Annotated in this window: 22 protein-coding genes; 17 read left to right on the top strand and 5 right to left on the bottom strand. The window is 71.5% G+C overall.

The window, feature by feature from the left end; translation table 11 throughout:
• Positions 1-108: 108 nt before the first annotated feature.
• On the bottom strand, positions 109-1,251 hold the full coding sequence (locus tag VLJ82_RS09805) for a glycosyltransferase family 4 protein (RefSeq protein WP_408663160.1): 1,143 nt from the start codon (positions 1,249-1,251) through the stop codon (positions 109-111).
• A 197-nt stretch (positions 1,252-1,448) separates the two neighbouring features.
• Between VLJ82_RS09805 and VLJ82_RS09800 the strand changes: the two genes are divergently transcribed.
• From VLJ82_RS09800 to VLJ82_RS09745, 12 genes are all read left to right on the top strand, one after another.
• Complete coding sequence (locus VLJ82_RS09800; protein ID WP_408663158.1) at positions 1,449-2,579, top strand: lysylphosphatidylglycerol synthase domain-containing protein; 1,131 nt, start codon at positions 1,449-1,451, stop codon at positions 2,577-2,579.
• Positions 2,576-3,301, top strand: a complete 726-nt coding sequence (locus VLJ82_RS09795; protein WP_408663157.1) for a class I SAM-dependent methyltransferase — start codon at positions 2,576-2,578, stop codon at positions 3,299-3,301. The genes VLJ82_RS09800 and VLJ82_RS09795 overlap by 4 nt, the downstream gene beginning before the upstream one ends.
• 119 nt (positions 3,302-3,420) lie before the next feature.
• Positions 3,421-4,527: a glycosyltransferase family 2 protein gene (locus tag VLJ82_RS09790; RefSeq protein ID WP_408663156.1), complete on the top strand. Its 1,107-nt coding sequence runs from the start codon at positions 3,421-3,423 to the stop codon at positions 4,525-4,527.
• 11 nt (positions 4,528-4,538) lie between these two features.
• On the top strand, positions 4,539-6,353 hold the full coding sequence (locus tag VLJ82_RS09785; RefSeq protein WP_408663155.1) for a hypothetical protein: 1,815 nt from the start codon (positions 4,539-4,541) through the stop codon (positions 6,351-6,353).
• 93 nt (positions 6,354-6,446) lie between these two features.
• Positions 6,447-7,091 carry an RNA polymerase sigma factor gene (locus VLJ82_RS09780; RefSeq protein ID WP_408663154.1) on the top strand — a complete coding sequence of 215 codons (645 nt, stop codon included), beginning with the start codon at positions 6,447-6,449 and terminating at the stop codon, positions 7,089-7,091.
• Complete coding sequence (locus VLJ82_RS09775; protein WP_408663153.1) at positions 7,075-8,001, top strand: hypothetical protein; 927 nt, start codon at positions 7,075-7,077, stop codon at positions 7,999-8,001. Before VLJ82_RS09780 ends, VLJ82_RS09775 begins: the two co-directional genes overlap by 17 nt.
• On the top strand, positions 7,998-9,749 hold the full coding sequence (locus VLJ82_RS09770) for an AAA family ATPase (RefSeq protein WP_408663152.1): 1,752 nt from the start codon (positions 7,998-8,000) through the stop codon (positions 9,747-9,749). The genes VLJ82_RS09775 and VLJ82_RS09770 overlap by 4 nt, the downstream gene beginning before the upstream one ends.
• Positions 9,750-9,843: 94 nt before the next feature.
• Positions 9,844-10,131, top strand: coding sequence for a multiubiquitin domain-containing protein (locus tag VLJ82_RS09765; protein WP_408663151.1), 288 nt, complete (start codon positions 9,844-9,846; stop codon positions 10,129-10,131).
• A complete protein-coding gene (locus VLJ82_RS09760) occupies positions 10,124-10,543 on the top strand; it encodes an E2/UBC family protein (RefSeq protein ID WP_408663150.1) in 420 nt (139 codons plus the stop codon). Before VLJ82_RS09765 ends, VLJ82_RS09760 begins: the two co-directional genes overlap by 8 nt.
• An 8-nt stretch (positions 10,544-10,551) precedes the next feature.
• Entirely contained in the window at positions 10,552-11,922 is a 1,371-nt protein-coding gene (locus tag VLJ82_RS09755; RefSeq protein ID WP_408663149.1) for a ThiF family adenylyltransferase, read from the top strand.
• Between the two features lie 110 nt (positions 11,923-12,032).
• Positions 12,033-12,344 (top strand): hypothetical protein, encoded by a 312-nt coding sequence (locus VLJ82_RS09750; RefSeq protein WP_408663148.1) that lies wholly within the window; start codon positions 12,033-12,035, stop codon positions 12,342-12,344.
• A 202-nt stretch (positions 12,345-12,546) separates the two neighbouring features.
• Complete coding sequence (locus VLJ82_RS09745; protein WP_408663147.1) at positions 12,547-13,014, top strand: hypothetical protein; 468 nt, start codon at positions 12,547-12,549, stop codon at positions 13,012-13,014.
• Between the two features lie 211 nt (positions 13,015-13,225).
• On the opposite strand, the gene VLJ82_RS09740 is transcribed toward VLJ82_RS09745, so the two are convergent.
• Positions 13,226-15,127, bottom strand: coding sequence for a hypothetical protein (locus VLJ82_RS09740; RefSeq protein WP_408663146.1), 1,902 nt, complete (start codon positions 15,125-15,127; stop codon positions 13,226-13,228).
• A gap of 158 nt (positions 15,128-15,285) precedes the next feature.
• Here VLJ82_RS09740 and VLJ82_RS09735 point away from each other — a divergent pair, with 158 nt between their 5' ends.
• On the top strand, positions 15,286-16,335 hold the full coding sequence (locus VLJ82_RS09735; protein ID WP_408663145.1) for a methyltransferase domain-containing protein: 1,050 nt from the start codon (positions 15,286-15,288) through the stop codon (positions 16,333-16,335).
• Positions 16,336-16,359: 24 nt separating this feature from the next.
• On the opposite strand, the gene VLJ82_RS09730 is transcribed toward VLJ82_RS09735, so the two are convergent.
• Complete coding sequence (locus VLJ82_RS09730) at positions 16,360-16,554, bottom strand: hypothetical protein (protein ID WP_408663144.1); 195 nt, start codon at positions 16,552-16,554, stop codon at positions 16,360-16,362.
• Positions 16,555-17,037: 483 nt separating this feature from the next.
• Between VLJ82_RS09730 and VLJ82_RS09725 the strand changes: the two genes are divergently transcribed.
• The 4 genes from VLJ82_RS09725 (at position 17,038) to VLJ82_RS09710 (ending at position 20,536) form a co-directional block, all read left to right on the top strand.
• On the top strand, positions 17,038-19,173 hold the full coding sequence (locus VLJ82_RS09725; protein WP_408663143.1) for a DEAD/DEAH box helicase: 2,136 nt from the start codon (positions 17,038-17,040) through the stop codon (positions 19,171-19,173).
• A gap of 149 nt (positions 19,174-19,322) precedes the next feature.
• A complete protein-coding gene (locus tag VLJ82_RS09720) occupies positions 19,323-19,598 on the top strand; it encodes a type II toxin-antitoxin system Phd/YefM family antitoxin (RefSeq protein WP_408663159.1) in 276 nt (91 codons plus the stop codon).
• Complete coding sequence (locus tag VLJ82_RS09715; RefSeq protein ID WP_408663142.1) at positions 19,595-19,870, top strand: type II toxin-antitoxin system RelE family toxin; 276 nt, start codon at positions 19,595-19,597, stop codon at positions 19,868-19,870. The genes VLJ82_RS09720 and VLJ82_RS09715 overlap by 4 nt, the downstream gene beginning before the upstream one ends.
• 249 nt (positions 19,871-20,119) lie before the next feature.
• Positions 20,120-20,536, top strand: coding sequence for a hypothetical protein (locus tag VLJ82_RS09710; protein ID WP_408663141.1), 417 nt, complete (start codon positions 20,120-20,122; stop codon positions 20,534-20,536).
• A 61-nt stretch (positions 20,537-20,597) separates the two neighbouring features.
• Here the strand turns inward: VLJ82_RS09710 and VLJ82_RS09705 are convergent, their stop codons facing one another.
• On the bottom strand, positions 20,598-22,829 hold the full coding sequence (locus VLJ82_RS09705) for a glycosyltransferase (RefSeq protein WP_408663140.1): 2,232 nt from the start codon (positions 22,827-22,829) through the stop codon (positions 20,598-20,600).
• Positions 22,830-22,842: 13 nt separating this feature from the next.
• The gene (locus VLJ82_RS09700) at positions 22,843-24,033 is read right to left on the bottom strand and encodes an ABC transporter ATP-binding protein (protein ID WP_408663139.1); all 1,191 of its coding nucleotides are present in this window, start codon (positions 24,031-24,033) and stop codon (positions 22,843-22,845) included.
• Positions 24,034-24,035: the final 2 nt, after the last annotated feature.

Below are 24,035 nucleotides of genomic sequence, written 5' to 3'. Positions count from 1 at the left end.
AGCTGCCGGGCGAGAAGGTGACCGCGATGACCGCGACGCTGTCCTTGCCGGCGCTGTCCTTGCCCTTGGAGCCCTCGGAGCCATCGATGTGGGAGTCGTGTGGAACGGTCAACGCCTGCCTTCCTGCCTGGAGCGCCGCAGCGCGTGCTCGTATCCGCGCAGGTGCGCCTCGGCGCAGGCTGCCCAGCTGAACCGTGCCGCCCGGGCCAGGCCCGCCTGCCCCAGTTGCTCGCGCAGTTGCGGGTCAGACAGCAGCCAGCCCAGCGCGTCGGCGATCGAGTCGTCGGTCGGCTCGGCGTAGGCGACCGCCTCGCCGCCGACCTCGGGCAGCGCCAGCCGCCGGGTGGTCAGCACCGCCGCGCCGCAGGCCATCGCCTCCAGCACCGGCAGCCCGAAGCCCTCCCCCAGGCTGGGATAGGCCACCACCGCGGCAGCGCCCAGCAGCCCCGGCAGGTCCGCCAGCGGCAGGTAGCCCGGCCGCAGCAGCCGCAGCCCGGCCGGCACCGCCGCCACCGCGGCCTCCAGCTCGCGGTCCCAGCCCGCCCCGCCGGCCAGCACCAGGGCCGGCGGCCGGCGGCCGGCCTGCAGCGTGGCGCACGCCGCCACCCAGCCCCGGATCAGCGCCGGGACGTTCTTGCGCGGTTCCAGGGTGCCCAGGAAGGCGACGAACTCCTCGTCCGGTTCCAGGCCGGCCGCGGCGCGGGCCCGGGCCCGGGCGGCGTCGTCCGGCGGCCGGAACAGCCCGGTGTCGACGCCCAGGTGGGCCACCTGCACCCGGTCCGGGTCCAGGCCCAGCCGGGAGTGCAGCTCGTCGGCGGTGGCCTGGGCCGGCACGATGCAGACGTCGGCCCGGCGGGCGGCCAGCCGGGTCGCGGCCCGGAAGAACGGCCCCTTGGCCCGGGTGTGCCACTCCGGGTTGGAGAAGAAGGTGGCGTCGTGCACGGTGACTGCCAGCGGGCCGGTCCAGCGCAGCGGCGAGGTGTAGTGCGGCGAGTGCAGCAGGTCCGCGCCGGCCCGGGCCGCCACCCCGGGCAGCCCGTACTGCTCCCAGGCCAGCCGGCCCAACCGACCGGCCGGCACCGACACGCCCGGCAGGCAGTCGATGCCCAGCTCGGCGAAGTGTTGCCGGTCACGGGCCTGGGCAAGCGCGACCACGTCGGCGCCGGCCGCCACCAGGGCGGGCAGCAGGTTGTCCAGGTATCGCCCCACGCCGCGCAGCTGGGCGGGGATGGCCGTGGCGTCGACGAGCACACGCGGCACGGCAGGACTCCAGACCGGGGTTGGGAACCGGACGGGCCCGATCCTAGCGAACGGCGGCCGCCCTCCCGGCCGCGCCGGAACCGCCGGGCGAGGCGCACTCCCCGGGCGGGTGCACTACAGCCGGCGAGGCACCGGCCCGTCCGGCGGCTGGCCGGCGGCGGGTCCGGCAGGCACTAAGCTCGGTGTCCGTGCCGGTATCCGACAGCGACGCGCCCGCGTCCGTGCCGCCGGGCCAGCCCTCGCCGAGCCAGCCCTCGCTGGACCAGCCGTCCCCCGGCCAGGCAACGCCGGACCAGCCGGCGGCGGACGGGTCCGGACGGAGCCGGCTGGCCACGCTGGTCAAGGCCGCCGGCATGGCAATCGCGGTGCTGGCGGTGGCGCTGTGCGTGCTGACCCTGGCCCGGGAGTGGCAGGACATCCAGGACGCGCTGGGCGACGCCCGGCCGGGCTGGCTGCTGCTCGGACTGCTGGCGGCCGCCGGCGGGATGACCGGCCTGGGGCTGCTGTGGTGGCGCTGCCTGCAGGTCTTCGACGCGCCGGCCCGGCGCCGGGACGCGGTGGCCTGGTACTTCGGCGGCGAACTGGGCAAGTACGTCCCGGGCGGGGTGTGGCCGGTGCTCGGACGCGGCGAGCTGGCCGCCCGGGCCGGCATCTCGCGCACCACCGGCTACGTCACCACCCTGATCTGCTACGCCGCGATGTGCGTGGCCGCCGCCGTGGTGTGCGGCGTGCTGGCCCCGTTCGTCGCCCTCGACGGCGCCGGGCTGAGCTGGGGTTGGCTGATGCTGGCGCTCATCCCGCTGGGCCTGGGCGCACTGCACCCGGCGGTGCTCGGCCGGCTGCTGGTGCTCGGCGCCAAGCTGACCCGCGGCCGCGTCCAGCTCGAGCCCCGGCCGTGGCGCACCATGCTGGGCCTGACCGGCTGGTCGATCGCCACCTGGCTGCTGGTGGGTGCGGCCTCGGTGTGCGTCACCGAGGCGCTCGCCTACTCCCAGCAGCCGGCCCGGGTGGCCTTCGCCGCGGTGGCCGCCTGGATCATCGGCTTCCTGGCGATCCCGGTGCCGGCCGGCGCGGGCCTGCGCGAGCTGGTGTTCCTGGCCATCAGCGGCCTGGACAGCGGGCCGGCGGTCGCGGTGGCCGCCATCGCCCGGCTGCTGTTCATCGCCGTCGACGCCGGCGGCGGCCTGCTCGGGCTGTGGGCGGCGCGCCGGACCAGCCCCGCCCGCAACCCCGAAAGCACCGAGAGCACCGGGAGCGCCGACAGCGCACCGACCACCGCGCCGGCCGACGGCGCCCTGACGAACGGGAGCATCCAGTGACCTCCAAGACCGACGCGCTGCTGCGTGCCAAGGGCCTGTACGCGGCCGGCGCCCGGGAGGCGGGCACGGTGCTCACCAAGGTGGGCCTGCTCAGCGAGCAGGCGCCCTCGCGCGACCGGCGCACCAGGCACTGGCTCTACAGCCTGACCCGGGCCTACGACTCGCTTGCCATCGCCGAGCTGGACGTGCCGTGGTGGACCTACCGCGCCATCGACGTCGTAGAAGCATGGCTGGCTGCCCACCCCCGCCCGGTGCGGGTGTTCGAGTACGGCTCGGGCGCCAGCACCCTGTGGCTGGCCAAGCGGGCCGAGGAGGTGCACTCGGTCGAGCACCACCGCGAGTTCGGCGAGCACCTGCGCGGCTCGCTGGCGCCGCTGGCCAACGTCGAGTTCCGGATCGTCGAGCCGGTGCCCTCGGCCACGCCGGTGGTGGGCTCGCACAAGGAGGGCGCGGCGGGTCTGGACTTCGCCGGCTACGTGGCCAGCATCGATGACGTGGCGGGCGAGTTCTCGCTGATCGTGATCGACGGCCGGGCCCGCGAGGCCTGCCTGGAACGCGCCCGGCACCGGCTGGCGCCCGGCGGCATGATCGTGTTCGACAACACCCGCCGGCGCCGCTACCGCGAGGCGATCCAGCGGTCCGGGCTCGTCGAGCGCCGGCTGGCCGGCCTCACCCCGACCCTGCCCTACCCCGACCAGACCTCCCTGCTGACCACCGGGTAGCGGGCTCCCATACCGCAGCCGGGCGCGCACCGCATCGCCCGGCGTGCCGCGCTGGCCGGGCGCCCAGCAGCGCGGCGGTATCATCTGCGGGGTTCCCCAAGCGCCGAACGGAGTACTTCGTGACCAACGTCCAGCGACCAGCCGTCGACATCTCCCTGGTCATTCCCGCCAAGGACGAGGTGAAGACGATCGGCCCGCTGGTCGCCGAGATCGTCACCGCGATGCAGCAACGGCCGGAGTTCCGCTACGAGATCGTCTTCGTCGACGACGGCAGCACCGACGGCACCTGGGAGGCGATCCAGGCGGTCGCAGCGGCCGACCCGCGGGTGCGGGCGCTGCGGTTCCGGTCCAACTTCGGCAAGGCGGCGGCGCTGTCGGCCGGGTTCGCCGAGGCACGCGGCGAGATCCTCATCACGCTGGACGCCGACATGCAGGACGACCCCAACGAGCTGCCCCGGCTGCTGGCCACCCTGGAGGGCGGCTACGACCTGGTGACCGGCTACAAGCGCGACCGCAAGGACCCGCTCGGCAAGCGGCTGCCGTCCAAGGTGTTCAACCGGGCCACCGGCGTGGTCACCGGGCTCAAGCTCAACGACCACAACTCCGGCTTCCGGGTCGGCCGCCGGGAGGTCTATGACGTGGTGCCGCTCTACGGCGAGCTGCACCGCTACGTCCCGGCGCTGGCGCACGCCCACGGCTTCAAGGTCACCGAGGTGCCGGTCAACCACCGGCCCCGGCTGCACGGGGTGTCCAAGTACGGCTTGGAAAGATATGCGCGGGGAGCTCTTGATCTGCTCACCGTGGTCTCGATCACCCGCTACGGCCGGCGTCCCTCGCACCTGCTGGGTGGCATCGGCCTGATGTTCGGGGTGATCGGCTCGCTGATCCTGTTCTACCTGCTTGGGGTATGGGTGTTCACCTCGCACGGCATCGGCACCCGGCCGCTGCTGCAGCTGGGCATCCTGCTGGAGATGCTGGCCGTGCAGCTGGTCGGCATGGGCCTGCTGGCCGAGCTGATCATCCACCGGACCGATCGCAACCTCGACACCTCGGTGCCGATCAAGGCCCGCACCGGCGCCCCGCTGGCCATCGAGCCGGCCACCGACACCGCAGTGCTGCCCGCTCCGCTCGGCGCGTCGGCGGTGCCCGCCTCGGCTACCGAGACGACGGTGCTCGAGCCCGCCACGCCGACCGACCCGGCACTGGCCCGTCCCCGGTCGCGCTGAACCGCCGGGACATGGACACCACGGTCACCGGCAGCTCCTCCGACAGTCCCACCGGCTCCGCGCATGCCGGCCCGCCGGTGAGTTCCCCAACGGCCGACCCGGCCACCCGGGCGCCCGCAGGCCGGCCGGGAGCCGGTGACCGCCCCGGCTGGTGGGACAGGGTGGACCAGCGAGCCCGGCGGGTGCATCCGGCCTGGTACGCCGCGCTGCTGGCGCTGCTGCCGGCCCTGCTGATGGCCCGGCGGGTCCACCAGGCCACCCAGATGCAGTACCAGGACTACTGGACGGCGCTGGTGCGCATCACCAACCCGGACGGCAGCCTGCACCTGCGCGGCCTGTTCAGCTACCAGAACGAGCACCCGTTCTTCACCCCGCAGGTGGTCTACTACCTCGACGCCAAGCTGTTCTCCGGCACCAACCACGAGCTGGGCTACTTCGCGATCGCGATGGGACTGGCCTCGCTCGCGGTCCTCTGGCTGCTGCTGCCGCGCCGCTGGCCGGCACTGGCCCGGGTGCTGTTCCTGCTGGCCGCCAGCGCCGTGCTGTTCTGCCCCACCGGGGCGTGGAACTACCTCAAGGGCATGAGCGGCACCGCATGGATCACCGCGAACGTCTTCGGCCTGCTGGGCGTGCTGTTCGCCCGCGACCGGCGCACGGTGCTGGCCACCGCCGCGGCCGCCATGGCGCTGCTGAGCTACGGCACCGGCTTCGCCGCGCCGCTGGCCGTGGTGGCGGTCGCGCTGCTGCAGCGCGACCGCTGGTGGCGCTGGGGACTGCCGCTGGGGCTGTTCTTCGGCGGCCTGGTGGTCTACAAGCTCACCTCCAACGGCGGCACCACCGGCAAGGGGGTCGGCCACGACCCAGGCCTGCTGTCCCAGACCTTCCTGACCAACCTGTCCACGCTGTGGGACCCCCAGGGCGGCACGTTCGGCCTGGTGGCGGGCGCCGCGGGGCTGGCCGTCCTCGCGGTCGGCTTCGTGACGTACTGGACCCGGCGGTTCGACCCGGCCAACCTTGCCGACCCGGACGATCTTGCCGCCTCGGACGACCTCGCCGACCTCACCCCGTGGTGGGGGGTGGCGGTCTATGCCACCGTCGCTGCCGGGCTGATCTCGCTCGGCCGCAGCGAGGTGTTCCTCGGCGACGGCGCGCAGGCCCGGTACGTCTCGCTGTCCGGCCTGTTCTGGATCGCGGTGGCGGTGGTGGGCATCCGCACCGCCCGGACCGCCCGTGAGCTGACTGTGGGGATCGCCGCGGTCGCCGCCGCCGTCCTGGTGTTCTGGGCCGGCAGCCCGCAGCTGTACGCGACCACCGCGGGCGAGACCCCGGTGCAGAACGAGATGGCCGCCGGGGTGCGCTTCGGCGCCACCGACCCCTTCCAGGCCCGGTTGCAGAACCCGCCGGCGGTGGTGTCCCGGCTCAAGGGGCTGGGCAGCTACCCGTTCACCAGCGACTACACCATCGGCTGCGGGTTGAAGCCGGACGCCACCATCGACGCGTCGAGGATCAAGGCGTTGCCGGCCACGCTGTTGCCGAAGTCCGGCTCGCTCGACCACGACCAGCTGGTGGGCGCCACCCGGCAGTTCGACGGCTGGATCTACTGGACCGGCCATCCGCTGCAGTGTGTGGCGGTGCTCGACGGCGCCGGCAAGGTCGTCGGCGGCGGTGCGGTGCACGTGGTGCGTACCGACGTCTCGACCGCCTACCGGGGCCTTCCCAACGACACCGGCTTCGCGGCGGTGACCCCGGCCTCGCACACCGACGCCAAACTGGTGCTGGGCTTCGCCGACGGCTTCTACACCCTGCCGGCCGTTCCGGTCCCGTAGCCGTCCCCGGATGAGAGCCGACTGGCACCCGCCCGCGCATTTTCGCGGGCCGGCGGGGGTTGCACATCGCCGGCCGCGGACGACCTGTCAGTGATGGACGACGACGGTCGCGAGCTCGCCGAGCTCGTGGAGCGGTGGGAGACAGGCTACGGCGGCGATGTCGGCAGCCTGTACGAGTCGCTGCGCGAGGGCATGCACCAGTACGCCCGCCGCGGTATCCAGCGGGTGCTTGCCAAGCCACCGGACGAGCACCGGGTGTCCGACGTCGTCTACACCGCCTTCCTGGAGCTGCTGCGGGGCGATCCGGCCGCGATGACCTCGCCGGTCGGGCTGTCCCGGACCATCGCCTACCGGCGCGGCATCGACGAGGGCCGGCGCATCCTGCGGGAGCGCCAGCGGCTGTCCAGCCTGGACGCCCTCGACATCGCCACCAGCCTGCCGGACCGGCGCGAGATCCTGGCCGCCGCCGAGGAGGAGGCGCTGCACCAGCTGGTGGCCAGCTGCCTGGAGGCATTGACCACCGACCAGCGCGCGGTGGTCCGGGCGACGGTGATGGGCGGCCAGACGCTGTCGGACTGGGCGCTGACGGTGGGCACCTCGCACCAGGCGGTGAGCCGGCAACGCGCGCGGGCGCTGGAGGCGCTGCGCCGCTGCGTACGGCGCCAGCGTGCCACCGCAGCCGGAAAACCGGCAGGAAAGCCAGCCGGAAAGGAGATCTCCCGTGGTCGACGCAGCTGACTTCGACGATGTGGCCAGCGATCTGGTCGACGGCTACCTGGCGTTCCTGCGGGGCCGCGGCCCGGAGCCGGACCTCGGCCAGCTCACCGCCGACCAGCGGCGCCGGATCACCGAGCAGTTCGCGATCGTGTCGGCGCTGGCCGACCGGGCTCCGGCGCTGCCGCCGCTGGAGCAGGACCCGGTGGCGATCCGGCTGGGGCTGGCGGGGCCCGCGGCCGGTTCCCCGGCGGACGGCGCGAACCCGGCGGACGGCGCGAACCCGGTCGAGGCGGCGCTGCGCCAGCTGGAGCTGCGCTTCGAAGGCCAGGTGGTGCTGGACTACGCGCCGGCCTGGCGGCACTGGCAGTCGCCGCAGATGTCGGCGGTGGCCCAGTGCAGCGCGCTGGGCAACACCGTCGCGGTGTTCGGCGCGCCGGACGGACTGCCCGCCGGGGAGCCGTCCGGGGTGGCGTTCTTCCTGCGCTACTACCCCGACGTCTCGGCGGTCTGCCTGACCTCCCTCGACGCCCTGGACGCGGTGCTGCTGACCGCGGCGGACGTCAACGCCTCCGTCGACCCGGTCCGGGGCTGGCTGGAGCCCGGCGTGGGAGTTCCGGCCGGGCCGCTGGAGGTCACCCTCGGCCGGTACTTCGAGGCCCGGCTGCCGCACTGGGAGCGGGTCGTCGGGCTGGGTGAGCTGATCGACCTCGGCGACGTGACTGCAGACGCCACCGCGGTAGCCACCAGCACGCTGGCGCAGGCGCGCCGGGCCCGGCCCCGGCTGGCACACCGCCGGGCCGCGGTCGCCTCGTTGAAGGCGCTGGAGCCGGCCGACATCGCCGGCCTGGTGGTCGACGTCCAGGCCGGCCGGCTGTCCGGGGACGCCCTGCTGTCCCGGCTGTCGGCCCTGTCCGAAGCGCTCGCGTCATGATCGGCCGGATCCGGCTGCGGCACTGGCGGGCCTATGAGGACCTCGACCTGCGGCTGACCCGTCCGGTGACGTTTTTCGTCGCCCCCAACGGGGTGGGCAAGACCTCGCTGGTGGAGGCGGTCCGCTGGTGCCTGCTGGGGTTGCCCGACCGCCGGGCGGCGGTCCGCGCGATCCGCGGCGGCCACGAGACGGCGACGGTCGAGCTCGACCTGGACCTGCCGGGCTATCCGGACGTGCGGGTGGAGCGGTCGCTGCGCCGCTCCGGCGCGAGCAGCTTCTCGGCGAACGTGGCCGGCGAGACCCTGGACGAGCAGGACTTCGCCGCGTTGCTGGCCAAGGCCTGGTCGGCCGAGGCCGGGGTGCTGGACGCGATCGTGTTCGGCCGGGAACCCGGCGGCAAGGCCACCGGGTTCCCGATCCGGGACCACCTGGCAGAGGTGTTCGGGGTGCAGACGCTGCTCACCGCGGCGTCCGAGCTCGGCGAGCGCCGCCAGCAGCTGGCGACCTCCATCCGGTCGCTGCGCGCCGATGCCGAGGCCGGCGACGAGGCCTTCGCCTCGGTCAGCCAGGAGATCGCCGGCCTGGAGGACCGGCTGGCCGCGCTGACGGCGCGGCGTGAGCAGCTGGCGGCCGAGGTGGCGGGCGCAGAACCGGCCGCCCGGCTGGCCACCCGCTGGGAGCAGTACCGGGCCGAGGCTGCCGAGTTCGACGCCAAGGCCACCACGCTGGCCACCCAGATGGCCGACCTGGTGCAGCTGGGCGACCGGGATCTGCTCGCCGCCCTCGACGAGACCCAGCAGCAGACCGCCGCCGCGCTCGACGAGGCGATGGCCGCCACCTCGGCGGCCGAGGTGCGGGCCGCCCGGTCCGCCTCGGCCGCCCAGCTGCTGGCGACGGCTGCCGGCCAGTGCCCCACCTGCCTGCGCCCGCTATCCGAGCACGAGCGGGAGACCGCCCTCGCCGCGCACGGCCGGGTCGGCGAGGACACCGGCACCGACATCTCCTCCCACCGGGACGAGACCCGCCGGCTGCGCGCCCGGCTCACCACGATCTCCCGGCTCACCGCCGCCCTGAACCGGCTGCGGCCGCCCGTCGAGCCGGACCAGGCCGACCCAGGGCCGGCCGCTGCCGAGGCGCTGGCCGCCGCCCGCCGGCGTGGGGTGGAACTGGCCGAGGCGCACGGCGCGCTCACCGCGCAACTGCGCGCCGCCCGGCAGCGGTTGGCCGACCTCGACACCGCCGCCGCCGACCAGGCCGCGCTGGTCGCGGCCACCCGCGAGGACCTGGTGCTGGAAGTGGCCCAGAACAGCATGACGGAGCTGGCCGACCGCTACCTGACCCAGCGGATCAACCCTCTCGCGACCGAGATCGCGCACCGCTGGAAGCTGCTGTTCGGCTCCGAGGGGCTGCAGTTCGGCCCGTCCGGGGAGCTGACCTTCACGCACGGCGGCATCGACCTGGAACTGGAGGACCTCAGCGGCGCCGAGCGGTCCGTCGCGGTGCTGGTGACCCGGCTGCTGCTGGCCACCTCGGCGACCCGGGCCTCCACCATCTGGTTCGACGAGCCGCTGGAGCACCTGGACCCGGCACGCCGGGCGGCGGTCGCCCAGACCCTGGTACGGGCCGCCCAGGCCGGCGCGATCGGCCAGATCCTGGTCACCACCTACGAGGAGGGCATCGCCCGGCGGTTGCAGGCGACCGCGCCGGACACCGTGTCCCTGACCTACGCGCGTACCACAGACCGGTGACAAATTAACGAAGACACGCCGGTTGCAGAACGGTTGATGCGTTCGACCTTGGAGTGAGGGCCCGGAATCGGGGCACCCACCAGGAGGACTGACGATGACGCAATCGATCTTCGACGCCGGCGTGCGGGTCGACACCGGGACCGAGCGCCCGCTGTCCCGCCCACAGGCGGCTTTCGGCTACGACGTGGACGGCACCAGCTACGAGTACGACCAGCCCACCATCTCCGGGGGCCAGATCATGTTCGAGGCCGGCATCTACCCGCAGCAGGGCCTGATCCAGATCCTGAACGACGGCTCCCGGGTCACGGTCACCGCGGCGGACACCGTCAACCTCGCCTCCGGTGCCCACTTCAAGCGTCGTCCGCGGTTCAAGCGTGGCTGAGCCGGTTCCCGTGCCGGCGGAGCTGGCCGAACGCCTGGCGCAGGAGAAACCCTTGCTGCGCCAGGCGTTTCCGGCCGCGACGATCGACGCCGAAGGCCTGACCCTCACCCTGGCCAGCCACCGGTTGCCGCCCGGCTGGTCGCGGCAGCACACCGAGGTGTTGATCGCCATCCCGGTCAACTACCCGGCCGGCCAGCCGGACAACGTCTGCGTCCGGCCGGACCTGACCCTGACCAGCGGCGCCGTTCCCGGCAACTGCCAGGGCATCCAGACCCACGCCGGCCGGCCGTGGCTGCAGCTGTCCTACCACGTCCATCCCGCCGACTGGCGCCCCCGGGCCGACCCGGCAGCAGGCAGCACCCTGGCCGACTACCTGGCCGGGGCGCTCACCCGACTCGACGAAGCGAGCTGAGGGAAACCGTGAGCACCTTGAAGTTCACCGATCCGGAGCACTGGAACCGGATCGAGCGGCACCTGTCGGCCGGCAGCGGCGAACGGTTCGCCTTCGCCTACACCCGCACCATCTCCAACACCGCCGCCGGCCCGGTGCTGGAGGTGGTCAAGAGCGTGCTGATCGACGACGCCGATACCAGCCGCGGCATCGACGGCTGGTACATCCGCGACCAGGCCCTCGACCACGTGCACAACTACGCCCTGGTCACCGGGTACGGCATCGTCGAGTTCCACAACCACCACCACGGCCCGGCCGGCTTCTCCGCCGTCGACGAGGACGCCCTCGCCCCCACGGTGGTCTACAGCCTGGACCTGCTCGGCGGCCTCCCGTACGCGGCGGCGGTCTGGGCCGACGGCGCCGTGCACGCCGAGTGGTGGCGGCTGAACGAGCGCGGCCGGGTCGAGCGCGGCCAGTTCGACACCATCACCGTCTACGGCGACCAGTTGCGGGTGCTCAACGCCAGACCGGTCACCGAGGAGCGGCTGTCCCGGCAGGTGCCGCTGCTGGGCACCCGGGCCCAGGCCGCGATCGCCACCCTGCGGGTCGCGGTGGTGGGGGTCGGCGGCACCGGGTCGCAGCTGGCCCAGGGGCTGGCCTACCTGGGCTTTCGCAACGTGCTGCTGATGGACGACGACCTGGTCGAGATCTCGAACCTCAACCGGATGGTGACCGCCGGCTACGCCGACGTGGGCCGGCCCAAGACCGAGGTGACCCGCAAGCGGATGCGCGCCATCGACCCGATGGGCACCGTGGTCACCGCGGGCGGGATCACGGCGACCAGCGAGCACCCGGAGCTCGACGACGTCGACCTGATCATCGGCTGCGTCGACAACGACGGCCCGCGCAACCGGCTCAACCAGATCGCGGTGCTCACCCGGACGCCCTACCTCGACATCGCCACCGGCGTGGACGACTCCGCCGAGCCGTTCGCGCTCGGCGGCCGGGTGGTGCTCACCGCGCCGCCCGGGCCGTGCCTGACCTGCCTGGGCGAGCTGGACGCCGCCGAGATCGCCCGGTGGGCCAAGCCCGCCGCCCAGCGGGAACTGGACCGGCTGCACGGCTACGGCACCGGCACCGCGAACCCGTCGGTGGTCTATCTGAACGGGCTGACCGTCAACGCCGCCCTGACCGAGCTCGCGGCGTGGCTGTCCGGGGTGCGGCCGCCGGCCCAGTGGCTGGACATCGACGTGGTGGGCGACCCGTCCCGGCCGGGCACCCAGGTCGACCCGCGCGACGTGGTCGGGCCGGACCCCGGTTGCATCACCTGCGCCGGTGGCAACCGGTGGCGCACCACCCTGCGCCCGCGGGTGCAGGCCGCCGCGGCGGTGAACGCCTAGTGGTCCGCCGGGTAACCGAAGGCAGATGGCTCTGGTCTAGCCGCCGTCCTGCCACCTATTATCGAACGTATGTTCGACCACCCTCCCCAGCCGCCCCATCGAGGTCCCTCATGCAGAGTTCTCCCCTCCCCGCCTACGGCGCGGTCCGGTACTGCCCGGCCGGCCACTGGCAGCCACGTCCCGGCCTGCACCCGCTGGGCAACGCCACGCCGATGTCGGCCTACCGGGTCCGCAGCGGCACTCGCAAGCTGGAGTTGAACGGCCAGTTCACCGAGTGGCCGGCCGACCAGCTGTTCGTGCGCCGGTGCACCAAGGTGGTGCGGGTCGAGGACCCGAACACCGGCCGCGCGGTGTCCATCCTGTGCGGCCAGGAGTGGGTCGAGTCGACGCACGGCTCCACCCATTACTGGGCGGTCAGCTGACGTGGTCGTCCACAGACGGGTCGGCTGACGTGGTCGTCCACAGGCCGGGCGGCTGATCCCGTCCGTCCACAGGCAGGTTATCGATCGGGCTCCCACCCTCGTCCGATCGGTAACCTGCCGGGACCGATGGTGGTCGCTTTCGTTACCGGCCTGGTGACAACGTTGTCCGCGCGACCACCCAGCGTCCGAATGGGAGTCCGCGGTGCAGCCGATCCGAACGCCGAGCGAGGAGCAGGTCCCCTCGCTCGGCGTCATCGAGTCGGTCCTGGAGCGCGAGGACGACTCCTACCGCGACCGGGCCAACGGCATCGATAGCAAGGCCGGCATGATCCTGGGCGCTGCCGGCGTCATCGTCGCGCTGGTCGGCACCACCACCAGCGTCACCGCGCTCCTCGGCCAGGCCCTGGCGATCGCGGCCGGTGCCGCCGCGGCGTGGGTGATAGTCCCGCGCATCGAGGCGGCTGTCGCATCGCGGGACCTCCGTGACCGGTACCTTGACGCGGCTGCGGTGCACACCCGGCTCATGGTGCTGAACTTGCGGATACTCCTGCAGACGAGAAATGAAGCGCGGCTGCTGACCAAGACACGACGACTGCGGTCGGCCTCCGTGCTGCTGCTCGGCTCCGCTGTCATCATCCTGGTGAGCGGTATTCTCAGAACTGTCGGATGACTGGAAGCTCATATGACACCTGACCTGAACTCCAAAAGTGGTACTGACAGTGCCTTGACGCAGCTGACGGCGGAGCAGATCGAGGCGATGTTCCCCGCTGACCCGGACCTCTTTCACAGTCCGGAAGGCGAAACTCGCGAGGTGAGGGAGCTACGGGCCCAGGCCCGCGCTCGCCGGGAGGAACTGGACCGCAAATACCCGGGGCTGCGGGTCAGCTAGCCGGTAGCGGCCGGCCGATCCGGACCTCGGTCAGGCAGACGCCGGCCTGCCGGGCGTCCAGTCGCAGCGTCTGGATCGCGGTGGCCCGGGTCATGAAGGTCAGCTCACCGGAGCCGGTCACCGGGAAGCCCCGGAACGATCCGGTCGCCTCCACGTAGCGGCCCCCGTCGAAGACCGCGAACCGCAGCAACGAGAGCTTGGCCACCCGGTAACGCAACACCACGGTCCAGAACCCCTTGTCCAGCGCCGGCCGCACCGGCGCGACGACCTGCTGCCGGTCGGTAGTGCAGGACAGCTCGGCCCGGGCGCGGATGTCGAGCCGGGCCGGCACCAGCTGGCCGGCGGGGTCCACCAGGTACATCGGCCGGCGCAGGTCGTCGGTCGAGATCTCGTGCCCGCTGACCAGCCGGGCCAGGTACGGCGTGCTGCTGTAGCGCCCGTACGTGGTCAGCGACACCGTGTTCGGCGCCATGGTGGTGTAGAGGCTCCAGGGCCCCCGGGCGTCGGCCGCCTCGATGCCCCGTCGCAGGTTGGCCATGTAGTCGCGGCCGGGCGCGGTGCTCCAGCGCCGCGAGATCGGCACCGCCGAGGTGAGGAACACCGTCCAAGTGACCAGCAGCGCCACCCCGCCTAGCAGCAGGTGGCGGCGGTTCATGCCGCGCCAACTGCCGCCCAGGCGGCCGCGCGGAGCATGCAGCGGCCGGCCGTCCGCGGGTGCGGAATCGGGTCGGGTCGGGTCGGGGCCCGGCCGCAGCAGCACCACCGCGAGCGCCAGCACCGCCAGCGGCAGCATGTCGGAGAGGTAGCGGAACTCGTTGCCGATCCGCGGCCCGTGCGAGGCCAGCCGGGCGGTCGCGATCGAGTACTGGGCGACCAGGAAGATCGGCAGCAGGATCAGCCAGCCGCGCAGCGACCGCCAGCCCAGCCGGCGCAGGCCGAGCAGCGCGATCAGGCCCAGCGCCACCTCAGTGACCACCAGCCACCACAGCGGGGTGCCGGCCGTGGACTCCGGCCCCAGCGGGTTGCTGTTGAGCGGGCCGCCGAACAGCCCCGGCACCAGCGAGTGACTCCATGCCACCCACAGGTAGTGCACCACCTCGCCGCCGGTGTAGCCCGGCTGCTTGCGGACGAACGAGCCGGTCAGGTAGTACCAGAGGAACCCGGCGGCCGCCGCGGCCAGCGACAGGTAACCGATCCAGGCCTGCCGCACCACCCGCAGCACTTCTCGCGGCCGCAGGCTGGGGCTCACCGCCGCCGGCAGGAACAGGGCTCCGAACAGGCCGCCGAACAGGGTGCGCTCGTAGAACATCAGCCCGGCCAGCATCCACAGGCCGGCCAGCAGCCCCCACAGCATCCGCCGGCCGTCCCGTTCACTGAGGTAGCAGCGGACCAGCGACGCGCAGCTGAGGGCACTGGCCAGCGAGCAGGCAGTCACCCCGGACCCACCTGCCCACCACTGCCCGGTCGGCAGCCACAGCGCGGTGGCGCCCACCATCGAGGCGAACACCAGGTGCAGCGGGCTCGGCGGGAAGAGGTTGCGCAGGATCCGGTAGACGGTGAAGGCGGTCAGCCCGATTCCCACCGCCACCAGGCCGGCGGCCACCTGGTAGTTCAGGCCGAACGCCCTGATCAGCAGCCAGTTGACCAGCCGGTTACCTGGCTGCGGATGGCCGAACACCGTCAGGTTCAGGTAGTCCGACGACAGTGGGGACGTCTGCGCGAGCTCCAGGTTCTCGAAGTCGTCCAGGAACCAGTAGCCGACGCTCATGAACCGGTACAGCAGCCCGGCCTGCACCACGACCAGCACGACGGCCAGCCAGTCCAGCAGCCTGCGCGGGTTCACCGGCGCCGCGGTCTGGCCCGGTTCGGAAGCAACGGCTGCCTGGCTCACCACGGAGGCCAGTATCGCATCGGAGGCCGGTCCGGCCGGTCAGGGGCGGTGTCCGGCGGTGCGGGCCGGTGGTGGCGGGCCGACCGATAAACTGCGCTGCGCGGGCCGCCCCGCAGCTACCAGGCACCCGCCTGAACCCGCCGTCGCAGCTAGGAGAGACCGTGTCAGAGCCCAGCATCTCGACCGGACCGGCGTCCGACACCTCGTCCGACGCCGCAGCGCTCGACGGGGCCGGCGGCGCGGAACCGGCGGTCGAGGCGGCGCCACCGGCCGTGGCCACCGACCACTACTCCAAGTCGGCCAACGCCGAAGTCTGGTGGCAGGCCCACTTCGAGCAGGCCGCCGGCCAGGTCATCGACTTCTTCGCCGGCGACGGGATCTCCCTGGAGGGCAAGACGGTCGCCGACATCGGCTGCGGGGACGGCATCATCGACCTCGGGGTGGCGCTGCAGGCAAAGCCGGACCGGTTGGTGGGCTTCGACATCCTGGTGCACGACATCGAGGAGCTGGCCGAGCGGGCCGCGACCTTCGCCGGCATCGAGAAGCTGCCGGACAACCTGTACTTCTGCACCAGCGAGCCGACCCGGCTGCCGGCCGAGGACGACGAGTTCGACTACGTGATCAGCTGGTCGGCCTTCGAGCACATCGCCGACCCGGTGGCGATCCTGCACGAGATCCGCCGGGTGCTGCGCCCGCACGGGGTGCTGTTCATCCAGCTGTGGCCGTTCTACCACTCCGCGCACGGCACCCACCTGGTCGACTGGTTCCCGGACGGCTTCGCGCAGTTCCGGCACAGCCAGGACGCGATCCTGCGCCGGATCCGTTCCAGCGGCGGCGACCAGGCACTGGCCAGCGACATGATCGAGGCGTTCCTGACCCTGAACCAGATCACCGCCGACGGCCTGCAGGACGCGATGCGCCAGGCCGGCTTCCGGATCGTCAAGGTGGCGCTGTCGTCCGAGGCGGTGCACATCCCACCAGAGGCCGCGCACCTGCCATTGTCCCAGGTCGCGATCAGCGGCATCAAGCTGCTGGCCATCGCCGACGGCCAACCCACCTCCGAGCCCAGCCCGCGGCACCAGCCCGAGACCGAGCAGCCCGGCGCCGAGCCGTCCGACGACCCGGGAGAACCGCCGGCCGGCCAGCCCCGGCACGCCGCGCCGACCGCGGAGCCGGACGACGACGAGCCGGAGGCCGGCTCCCCCAGCTGACCCAGGCCGCTCGGGTCGGCGGGTTCAGTCGGAGTAAGCGTCTGGCCACTGACGCCGGACGGCGGTCTCGTCCCATCCGGTCTGCAGCCGGTTGTGGGCGCGGTTGGCCAGCGTCTCCAGTGCCCGCACCACCTCGGCGGGCAGCGACTGACCCATACCTGCCAGGTAGGAGGCGAGCACGTTCACCGCTGTCGCCTCGGCCGGTGTCATCCTCGCCATGGTTGCCAGGCTATCGCTCGCTATAGCCCTCACATGGCTGGCTACAGCTGACCGGCGAAACCAGCGCTTGCGGCCAGGGCGTCCGGTCTGCTGCGGCACCGCGGCCCGGTTCGCACCCCTACCCGGCGGTCTTCAGCGCCCAACAGTTGGCCGGTGAGACCGGCCGCAGCACGTTGTGCACCGAAGGCCTCACCTCGCGTGACCCGGCCGGGGCCCGACCGGCGCTAGCATGGATCTGCACCGTCGCCACAAGCCGAGGCGATGGTGTGCTTTCGATAGTCCAGCAGGGGCGGTCGCCCATCCCCTGGACTGGTGGCTGAGGGTCGTCGGCCCCCGCGGTGTCGATCTCGCGGATTTCGGTGGTGCCAGCGGCGTCTCGGAGCAGCCGCCCGGGGTTCTCCTGGCGAGCATCCATCGCCCATCCGCGGGTAGGTGTGCGCATTTTTGGGTCCGGCCGCCGAGCCGGGTTTGGAGGAGGAGTCTGTGGCTCGACCAGGCCGGCGGCATACCGGCACTCGCCGTACCGCTTCGCCGAAGCGGCGGCGTGTCCACGCCTCCGAAGACGTTCTGTCGGTGCTCGCTCGTGCGGTGCGTGAGGTGCAAGCAGCTGTCGAGAGTCGGCACGTGACGCCCGCAGTGCGCACGAAGTTCCAGGCCGTCGCGCTGGTGGTGCGCGAGGAGCATGCCCGGGTCCAGGGGCGGCAGACCGGCAGCCAGGCCAGCCGGGCCGAGCGGTTGAAGCGCCTGGACGGGATCGCAACGATCCTGGCGAAGACCGCCGTACGTGACCCCAGGCTCCTCGCGCTGCTCGCCGAAGATGCCGTCGTCTCCGACGCGGCCAGGTCGCTCAAGCGGGACATGTTGCGGGCGGCGGGTATCGACCCGGCACCGGAGGAGATCGCGCCGCCGGAGCCCGCGGCCGCCTCCGCCGGCACCGACCGTCGGGTCGTGCCCCAGTCGGTCGTATCTCGACAGCTGGCCAACCCGTTTCTCGCCCCCGACTTCTCCCCCGCCCGGCCGAGCCAGGTCGGTTCGCGCCGCTTGGCCGGCTGGGAGCTACTCAACCCGCTCCTCAGGTCGTTCGAACGTGCCGAGGGCGGAGCTTCGGCGTGCATGGACCTACCCGCGCCGGCCCGGTTGCGCGTACCGGGGAACCGGGAACTGATGCCCCACCAGGCGCAGCTGGTCGCCGCCGCCGCGGCTGGCCACCGGACCTTCCTGCTCGCGGACGAGCCGGGCCTGGGCAAGACGGCTCAGGCGCTGCTCGCCGCGCAGGTGGCGAACGCCTACCCGCTGCTGGTGGTCGTACCGAGTGTCGTGAAGACCAACTGGGTACGCGAGGCCGGCCTGTGGACGCCGAACCGCGCGGCCACCGCGGTGCACGGCAACGGTGACACGGTCGACGGCTTTGCCGACATCGTCGTGGTCAACTACGAGGTGCTCGACCGCCACGTGGGGTGGTTCGGCGAGTTCGGGTTCCGCGGCATGGTCGTCGACGAGGCACACTTCATCAAGAACAAGTCCTCCCAACGCTCGCAGCACGTCTTGGAGCTCTCCAAGCGCATCAGGTCCTGCACCTCGCGCCCGTTGCTGATGGCCCTCACCGGCACCCCGCTGATCAACGACATCGAGGATTTCCTGGCCATCTGGCAGTTCCTCGGCTGGATCGACGAGACCGAGCCGCTCGCCGAGCTGATGGGCTCCCTCGAGAAGACCGGCCTGACCCCCGCGGACCCGGGGTTCTACGCCGCCGCCCGCACGTGCGTGATCGATCTCGGCATCGTCCGCCGCCGCAAGGTCGATGTTGCTGCCGACATCCCCGCCCGCCGCACCGCCGACCTGCCCGTCGAGCTCGACGAGAAGGTCGGCCGTTCGATTCGCGCGGCAGAGCGCGACCTCGCTCGCCGGCTGGTGTCGCGGTACGAGACCGCGCTGGCGAACCGCCGGTCCGGTGGCGCAGTGGACGGCAGCGGCATCGACCACGACCTCGTGCGCAAGGTGGCCACCTGGGAGCAGAAGGACGCGAGCACGACGGGGACCGGCGAGAACGTGTTCAGCATGATGCGACGCATCGGCCAGGCGAAGGCCGGCCTCGCCGCCGACTATGCGGCACAGCTCGCGCGCAGCGCCGGCAAGGTGGTCTTCTTCGCCAAGCACATCGACGTCATGGACGCGGCTGAGGAGGTCTTCGCCAGGCAGGGGATCCGCTTCTCCTCGATCCGGGGCGACCAGACGCCGGCGTCGCGGCAAAAGAACATCGACGCCTTCGTTAACGACCCCGAGGTCGCCATAGCGGTCTGTTCCCTGACGGCGGCCGGCGTGGGCCTCAATCTGCAGGTCGCGTCCAACCTCGTGCTGGCCGAGCTGTCCTGGACCGACGCGGAACAGACGCAGGCCATCGACCGCAGCCACCGCATCGGCCAGACCGTACCCGTCACCGCATGGCGCATCATCGCCGCGCAAACCATCGACAGCAAGATCGCTGCCCTGATCGACAGCAAGGCGGGGCTGGCCGCCAGAGCGCTGGACGGCTCGGATGAGAACGTCTGGTCGTCGGCCGACGTACAGCACGAGGCGCTGGTCGCATTGTTGACAGATGCGTTGTCTGCGGCGTCGTAGGAGCGAACCAACTCAAAGCCCAAGCGCTCGACCACCTACCGATCAATCTGCGCAGGCTTCGACGAATCAGAAGCCGGCTCCCCCGAGCTGACTGAGCTAGTAGCGCGTCAATCTGTCAGCGGACTAGAATTCGAACTATGTCTCAGACGATGACAGTGACCGACGCCAAGGCACGACTGTCTGAGTTGGTGGCGCTGGTCGAGCAGACGCAGGAGCACATCGACATCACCCGCAACGGCGAGCCTGCCGCCGTCCTGGTTTCACACGCCGAACTCGAAGCCCTGCGAGAGACCATTGCGATCCTGTCCGATCCAGCGATGGTCGCCGACATCCGGGAGGCGGAGGCCGACATCGCGGCTAGGAACACGGTGGATGCCGAGAGCCTCCGCGAGTCGATGCAGGCGCGCCGTCCCACCTCCGCGTGAGCGAGAGTTGGGCAGTCGAACTTTCCGGACCAGCTCGCCGAGCTACACAGAGAGATCTTCCCGAAACCGTCGCCTGGGCGGCCTATACCTTCATCACCGAACGGCTGCCTACCAACCCTTACCGGCTGGGCGGCGAACTCACCGCCCCGTACGAAGGATGTCGATCCGCCCACCTAGGCACCTACCGCGTGGTCTACCGAATCGACGAAAATCGCAAGAAGATCTTGGTTCTCGCGGTACGACTTCGCGGAGACGTCTACGGAACCCGATAGCGAGCCGGGTCGCGATCCCGCGGCGGAACTCAGATGGCCCAAAGGATTCATCTCGAAAGCCCACGACAGGCCACTGACCCAGGCAAGCCGAGTGCTATCCGACCCCCACGGCCGGACTCAGGACCACTGCCGGAACAACCGTGATGGCGCAGATATGCGGCACTTGTCCGGCCCGGAGAGCTTGGCTATTCTGGCGTATCAGGGCAATTGCCTAATCCGGGATCAATGACTTCCCTTGCGAGGCCCCTCATGCGCATCCTCACGTCCCTGCTCACCGCGTTAATCACTGCCAGCGGCCTGGCGGTAGCCACCGCCGGCAGCGCCTCGGCGCTCGGCGGCGAAACCCTTGCCTGTCGGGTCACTCCCGGTCAGGTGATCACGTACAAACAGAACTGCACCAACAGCATGGGCGCAAGTTCGTACCAGATCTCGTTCCGGATCCAGAACGAGACGGCACCGTCGACCTACGCCTGGTCGATCTCGTCCGACCTTCTTACGACGGTGGTCAACGGCTGCACCTCGACCTACAACTACTGCACCCTCTCGGTGCCGAATGCCGACAACAACGTGTGGGCGTCGGTGACCCTGACTCAGAACGGTGCGACCGAGACCCTGACGTCACACGCTTTCATCGGCCAATACTGCGGCACCATCAGCTGCAGGTGAGTCAGGCAGGATCGCACTGACGAGTTGAAACCGTCCGAGAGCCGAAACCGGCCACCCAGATCTAGAAGCGGCGGTGGACCTCGTCGATGGCCCGGCGGACCAGCGCCTGCCGGGCAGACCCCGGCGGTACCAGCTTGACCCGCAGGTCCGGCCGGGCCAGGAACCAGTCGACGGCGGCGTCTATGCCTCGCTTCACCGGCGACCCCGACCCGCCCCCGATGCCGACGTCAGATAGATGGGCATAGCCCTGCTCACCGCGGATCGCCACCACCCGGCAGGCCGGCCGGCTGGTCACCTCTTCGAAGACCTCCAGCACCTCACCAGCCACCCGGGCCCAGCTGAACTCGCTGCCCTTGGCCAGGATCGAATCGATCACCTTCTGCCCGGCCGCCGGGTCCTCCAGCAACGTCCGGGCAGCAGCCGCAGCCGACACCGGGTCGAAGGACTCGATCACCGGGATGTCGTCGGGCAGCACCTCTACCAGCGACCCCTGCCGGGTGGAAAGGCACGGCACTCCGTAGTGGGCCGCTTCGAACGGCACCAGCCCGAAGCCCTCGGACAGCGTCGGGTACAGCACCAGGCCGGCGTTGGAGTACAGCCACACCTTCTCGGCCTCGCTGATCATCCCGAGGTTCACCACGTACGAGGCCAACTCCGGATGGTCGAGCAGGAACCGGGCCTCCGCCGGCAGCGACGAGCCGTCCGGCGGCTGTGCACCGGCTAGCACCAGCGAGCCACGCCAGCCCTGCCGGTGCAGTTCGGCCAGCATCGCCAGGGCGAACAGCCGGTTCTTGTGCAGGTAGGACACCCCGAGGCAGAGCAGGAAACCGGCCTCGGCCGACTCCGTGCCCGGCGGCCGGATCGCCGAGACCGGCACCAGCGCGGTGTGCTCGGTACCGCAGTAGATCGCCCGGTTCGGCTTGTCGTCGGGCAGCAGGCCCTCGGCCCGGGCCGCCGCGCGGGAATGCTCGGACAGGTAGGTCAGCCCGTCCACCGCGTACGCCGAGAGCTTGGCCAGGTCGCGGTAGGCCCGCCAGGAGTGGTCCCGGTCGAAGTAGGCGGCGTCGTGGTAGGCGATCAGGTCCAGCTGGTTGACCACCACTCGCTCGCCGATGCTGCGCAGCCACTCCAGCTCGTCCTCGTCGCGCACCTGGTACGGCCGGTACGCCACGTGCGCCTTCTCGCCCAGCTGCGGCTTGAGGTTCTGGGTCTTCCGGATGGTGATCTTGGGATTGCCGTCGAAGGCGGCGCGGACGTACTCCGGCACCTCCACCGGGGTGTAGACCAGCAGCTGGTACACCTCCGGCCGGTCGGCCAGCGCGCGCACCGTCTCGACCACCACCACCTGGGTGCCGGCCGGCAGCGGGCCCAGGCACATCCCGTCGACGGCGACCACCAGGCCCTGCAGCGAGCGGCGGGCGGCCAGCAGCGAGGCGGCCAGCGGCGAGTAGTCGTCCATCGAGGCCCGCCGCACCCACGGCCCGTAGTAGGGGTAGCGGCGCTGGATGATCTGCTCGTGCTCGTGCTTGCGCCGCTCCACCTCCGCCGACCGGCCGAAGCTGGAACCGCCCTTGTGGAAGACGAAGACGTCGTCGGCCACCACGTGCTCGAAGCCGGCCGCGACCGCGCGCTGGCTGAAGTCGACCTCCTCGCCGTAGCCGGGTGAGAAGGCCGGGTCGAACAGGCCCACCACGTCCAGCACGCTGCGCTTGACGTAGGTGCAGTGCCCGATCGCGGTCGGGATTCGCGGCCGCAGCTTGGGCGAGCCGGCCGCCACCCGGCGGGCCGCCTCGTCCACCGACAACCCTCCCGGCACGTTGTCGGTGGCGACGTTGCGCTTGGGCACCGAGACGATGGTGCCGTGGTTGGTCAGCGCCGTCACGGTGGCCACCGTGGAGGAGGAGTAGGCGGCATCCCGCATCCGCTCCAGCCACTGCGGCCCGACGATCACGTCACTGTTGAGGATCACCACGTCGCTGCGGCCGGCCGCGGTGAACGCGTCGTTCATGGTGAGCAGGAAGCCCTTGTTCGAAACCTGCTCCAGCACCACCACGTCGTGGGCCGGGGCACTCCTGTCGTACACCTCCTTCAACACCGAGAACGGCCGGCGGTCCCAGCCGCGGTCGTCGACCACCAGCAGCGGGACGTCGGCCGGCGTGTTGCGGAAGAACGCCTCGTAGCAGCGCACTACCTCGTCGTAGGAGTTGAAGACCGGAATGACCACCACCGGCTGGTCGGTGACCGGCAGCAGGCTCGCCGCGTCAGCCGGGGTGCGGGCTTGGAACAGGCTCATCGCAGGAAGTTCCTCATCTCGGCAGTTCTTCGATCTCGATCTTCGGGCTGAGCGCGAGCACGCCGGGGTCGTTGGCGCTGTTGGTGACCTGGAACGACATCGCGCGGTCGATGCGGTGGTAGTCCGGCCCGGTCTTGGGATGCACCGCCAGCGTCACGAAGTACTGGCCGTCGGCGACCGGCAGCTGGTCGAACCGGAACCGGACGGTGCGGGTACCCCGGACCGGGGCCACCGCGATGTTCTGCAACACCGTGTTGGTGCCGTAGATCAGCAGGCCGGACGCGTCGGTGAGCGCCACCCCGGCGGCCCAGTCGGTCACCGTGGCGCCGTCCTCGGCGGTGATGTCGTACTCCACCGCGACGCTCGCCCCGACCGGGTAGGTGTGCTGCGGGCTGCCGGCGGCGTCCACGGTGCGCGGGTTGGAGATGGTCAGCAGGTGCCGTCGGGCGGCCTGCTCGACGTGGTCGGCCTCGGAGTTGGTCTCCCGGAAGTGCCGGACCGCCTCGGCGGGCGAGCCGTCGATCACCACCGAGCCCGCGTTGAGCAGCACCACCCGGTCGCACATCTGCCGGACCTGCTCCAGGCTGTGGGTCACCAGGATGATGGTGCGGCCGTCCTGCTGGAACTGCTTGATCCGGTCCAGGCACTTGCGCTGGAACGGCTCGTCACCCACCGCGAGCACCTCGTCGACCAGCAGGATCTCCGGATCGACGTGGATGGCGACCGCGAAGGCCAGCCGGACGTACATGCCGGAGGAGTAGAACTTCACCTGGGTGTCGATGAACTGCTCGATGCCGGAGAAGTCCACGATCGAGTCGAAGTACTGGTCGGTCTGCGCCCGGCTCAGGCCCAGGATCGAGGCGTTGAGGTAGACGTTCTCCCGCCCGGTCAGGTCACCGTGGAAGCCGGCGCCGAGCTCCAGCAGCGCCGCCAGCCGGCCGCGCCGCTCCACGTAGCCCTCGGTCGGGGTCAGGATGCCGCCGATCACCTTGAGCAGGGTGGACTTGCCCGACCCGTTCCCACCGATCAGGCCCAGGGTGTGACCGGACTCCACCTCCAGGTCGACGTGGCGCAGCGCCCAGAACTCCTCGGCGTTGGCCCGTGACCGGCGGGCGTTGACCAGCCGCTCCTTGAGCGATTTGTCCTTGCGGATCACGAACTTCTTCGAGACGTCGATGGCCCGGATGACAGGCGTGCCGGCCACGG

It is taken from the genome of Jatrophihabitans sp., from assembly GCF_035474675.1.
In the GTDB taxonomy this organism is placed as follows: Bacteria; Actinomycetota; Actinomycetes; order Mycobacteriales; family Jatrophihabitantaceae; genus Jatrophihabitans_A.
This window is presented reverse-complemented; position numbering and strand designations above follow the sequence as displayed.

Excerpts from the sequence above, each read along its gene's own strand:
- VLJ82_RS09770 (WP_408663152.1), top strand. The coding sequence starts at position 7,998 with ATGATCGGCCGGATCCGGCTGCGGCACTGGCGGGCCTATGAGGACCTC.
- VLJ82_RS09730 (WP_408663144.1), bottom strand. The coding sequence starts at position 16,554 with ATGGCGAGGATGACACCGGCCGAGGCGACAGCGGTGAACGTGCTCGCC.
- VLJ82_RS09780 (WP_408663154.1), top strand. The coding sequence starts at position 6,447 with ATGGACGACGACGGTCGCGAGCTCGCCGAGCTCGTGGAGCGGTGGGAG.
- VLJ82_RS09750 (WP_408663148.1), top strand. The coding sequence starts at position 12,033 with ATGCAGAGTTCTCCCCTCCCCGCCTACGGCGCGGTCCGGTACTGCCCG.
- VLJ82_RS09720 (WP_408663159.1), top strand. The coding sequence starts at position 19,323 with ATGACAGTGACCGACGCCAAGGCACGACTGTCTGAGTTGGTGGCGCTG.
- VLJ82_RS09785 (WP_408663155.1), top strand. The coding sequence starts at position 4,539 with ATGGACACCACGGTCACCGGCAGCTCCTCCGACAGTCCCACCGGCTCC.
- VLJ82_RS09765 (WP_408663151.1), top strand. The coding sequence starts at position 9,844 with ATGACGCAATCGATCTTCGACGCCGGCGTGCGGGTCGACACCGGGACC.
- VLJ82_RS09705 (WP_408663140.1), bottom strand. The coding sequence starts at position 22,829 with ATGAGCCTGTTCCAAGCCCGCACCCCGGCTGACGCGGCGAGCCTGCTG.
- VLJ82_RS09710 (WP_408663141.1), top strand. The coding sequence starts at position 20,120 with ATGCGCATCCTCACGTCCCTGCTCACCGCGTTAATCACTGCCAGCGGC.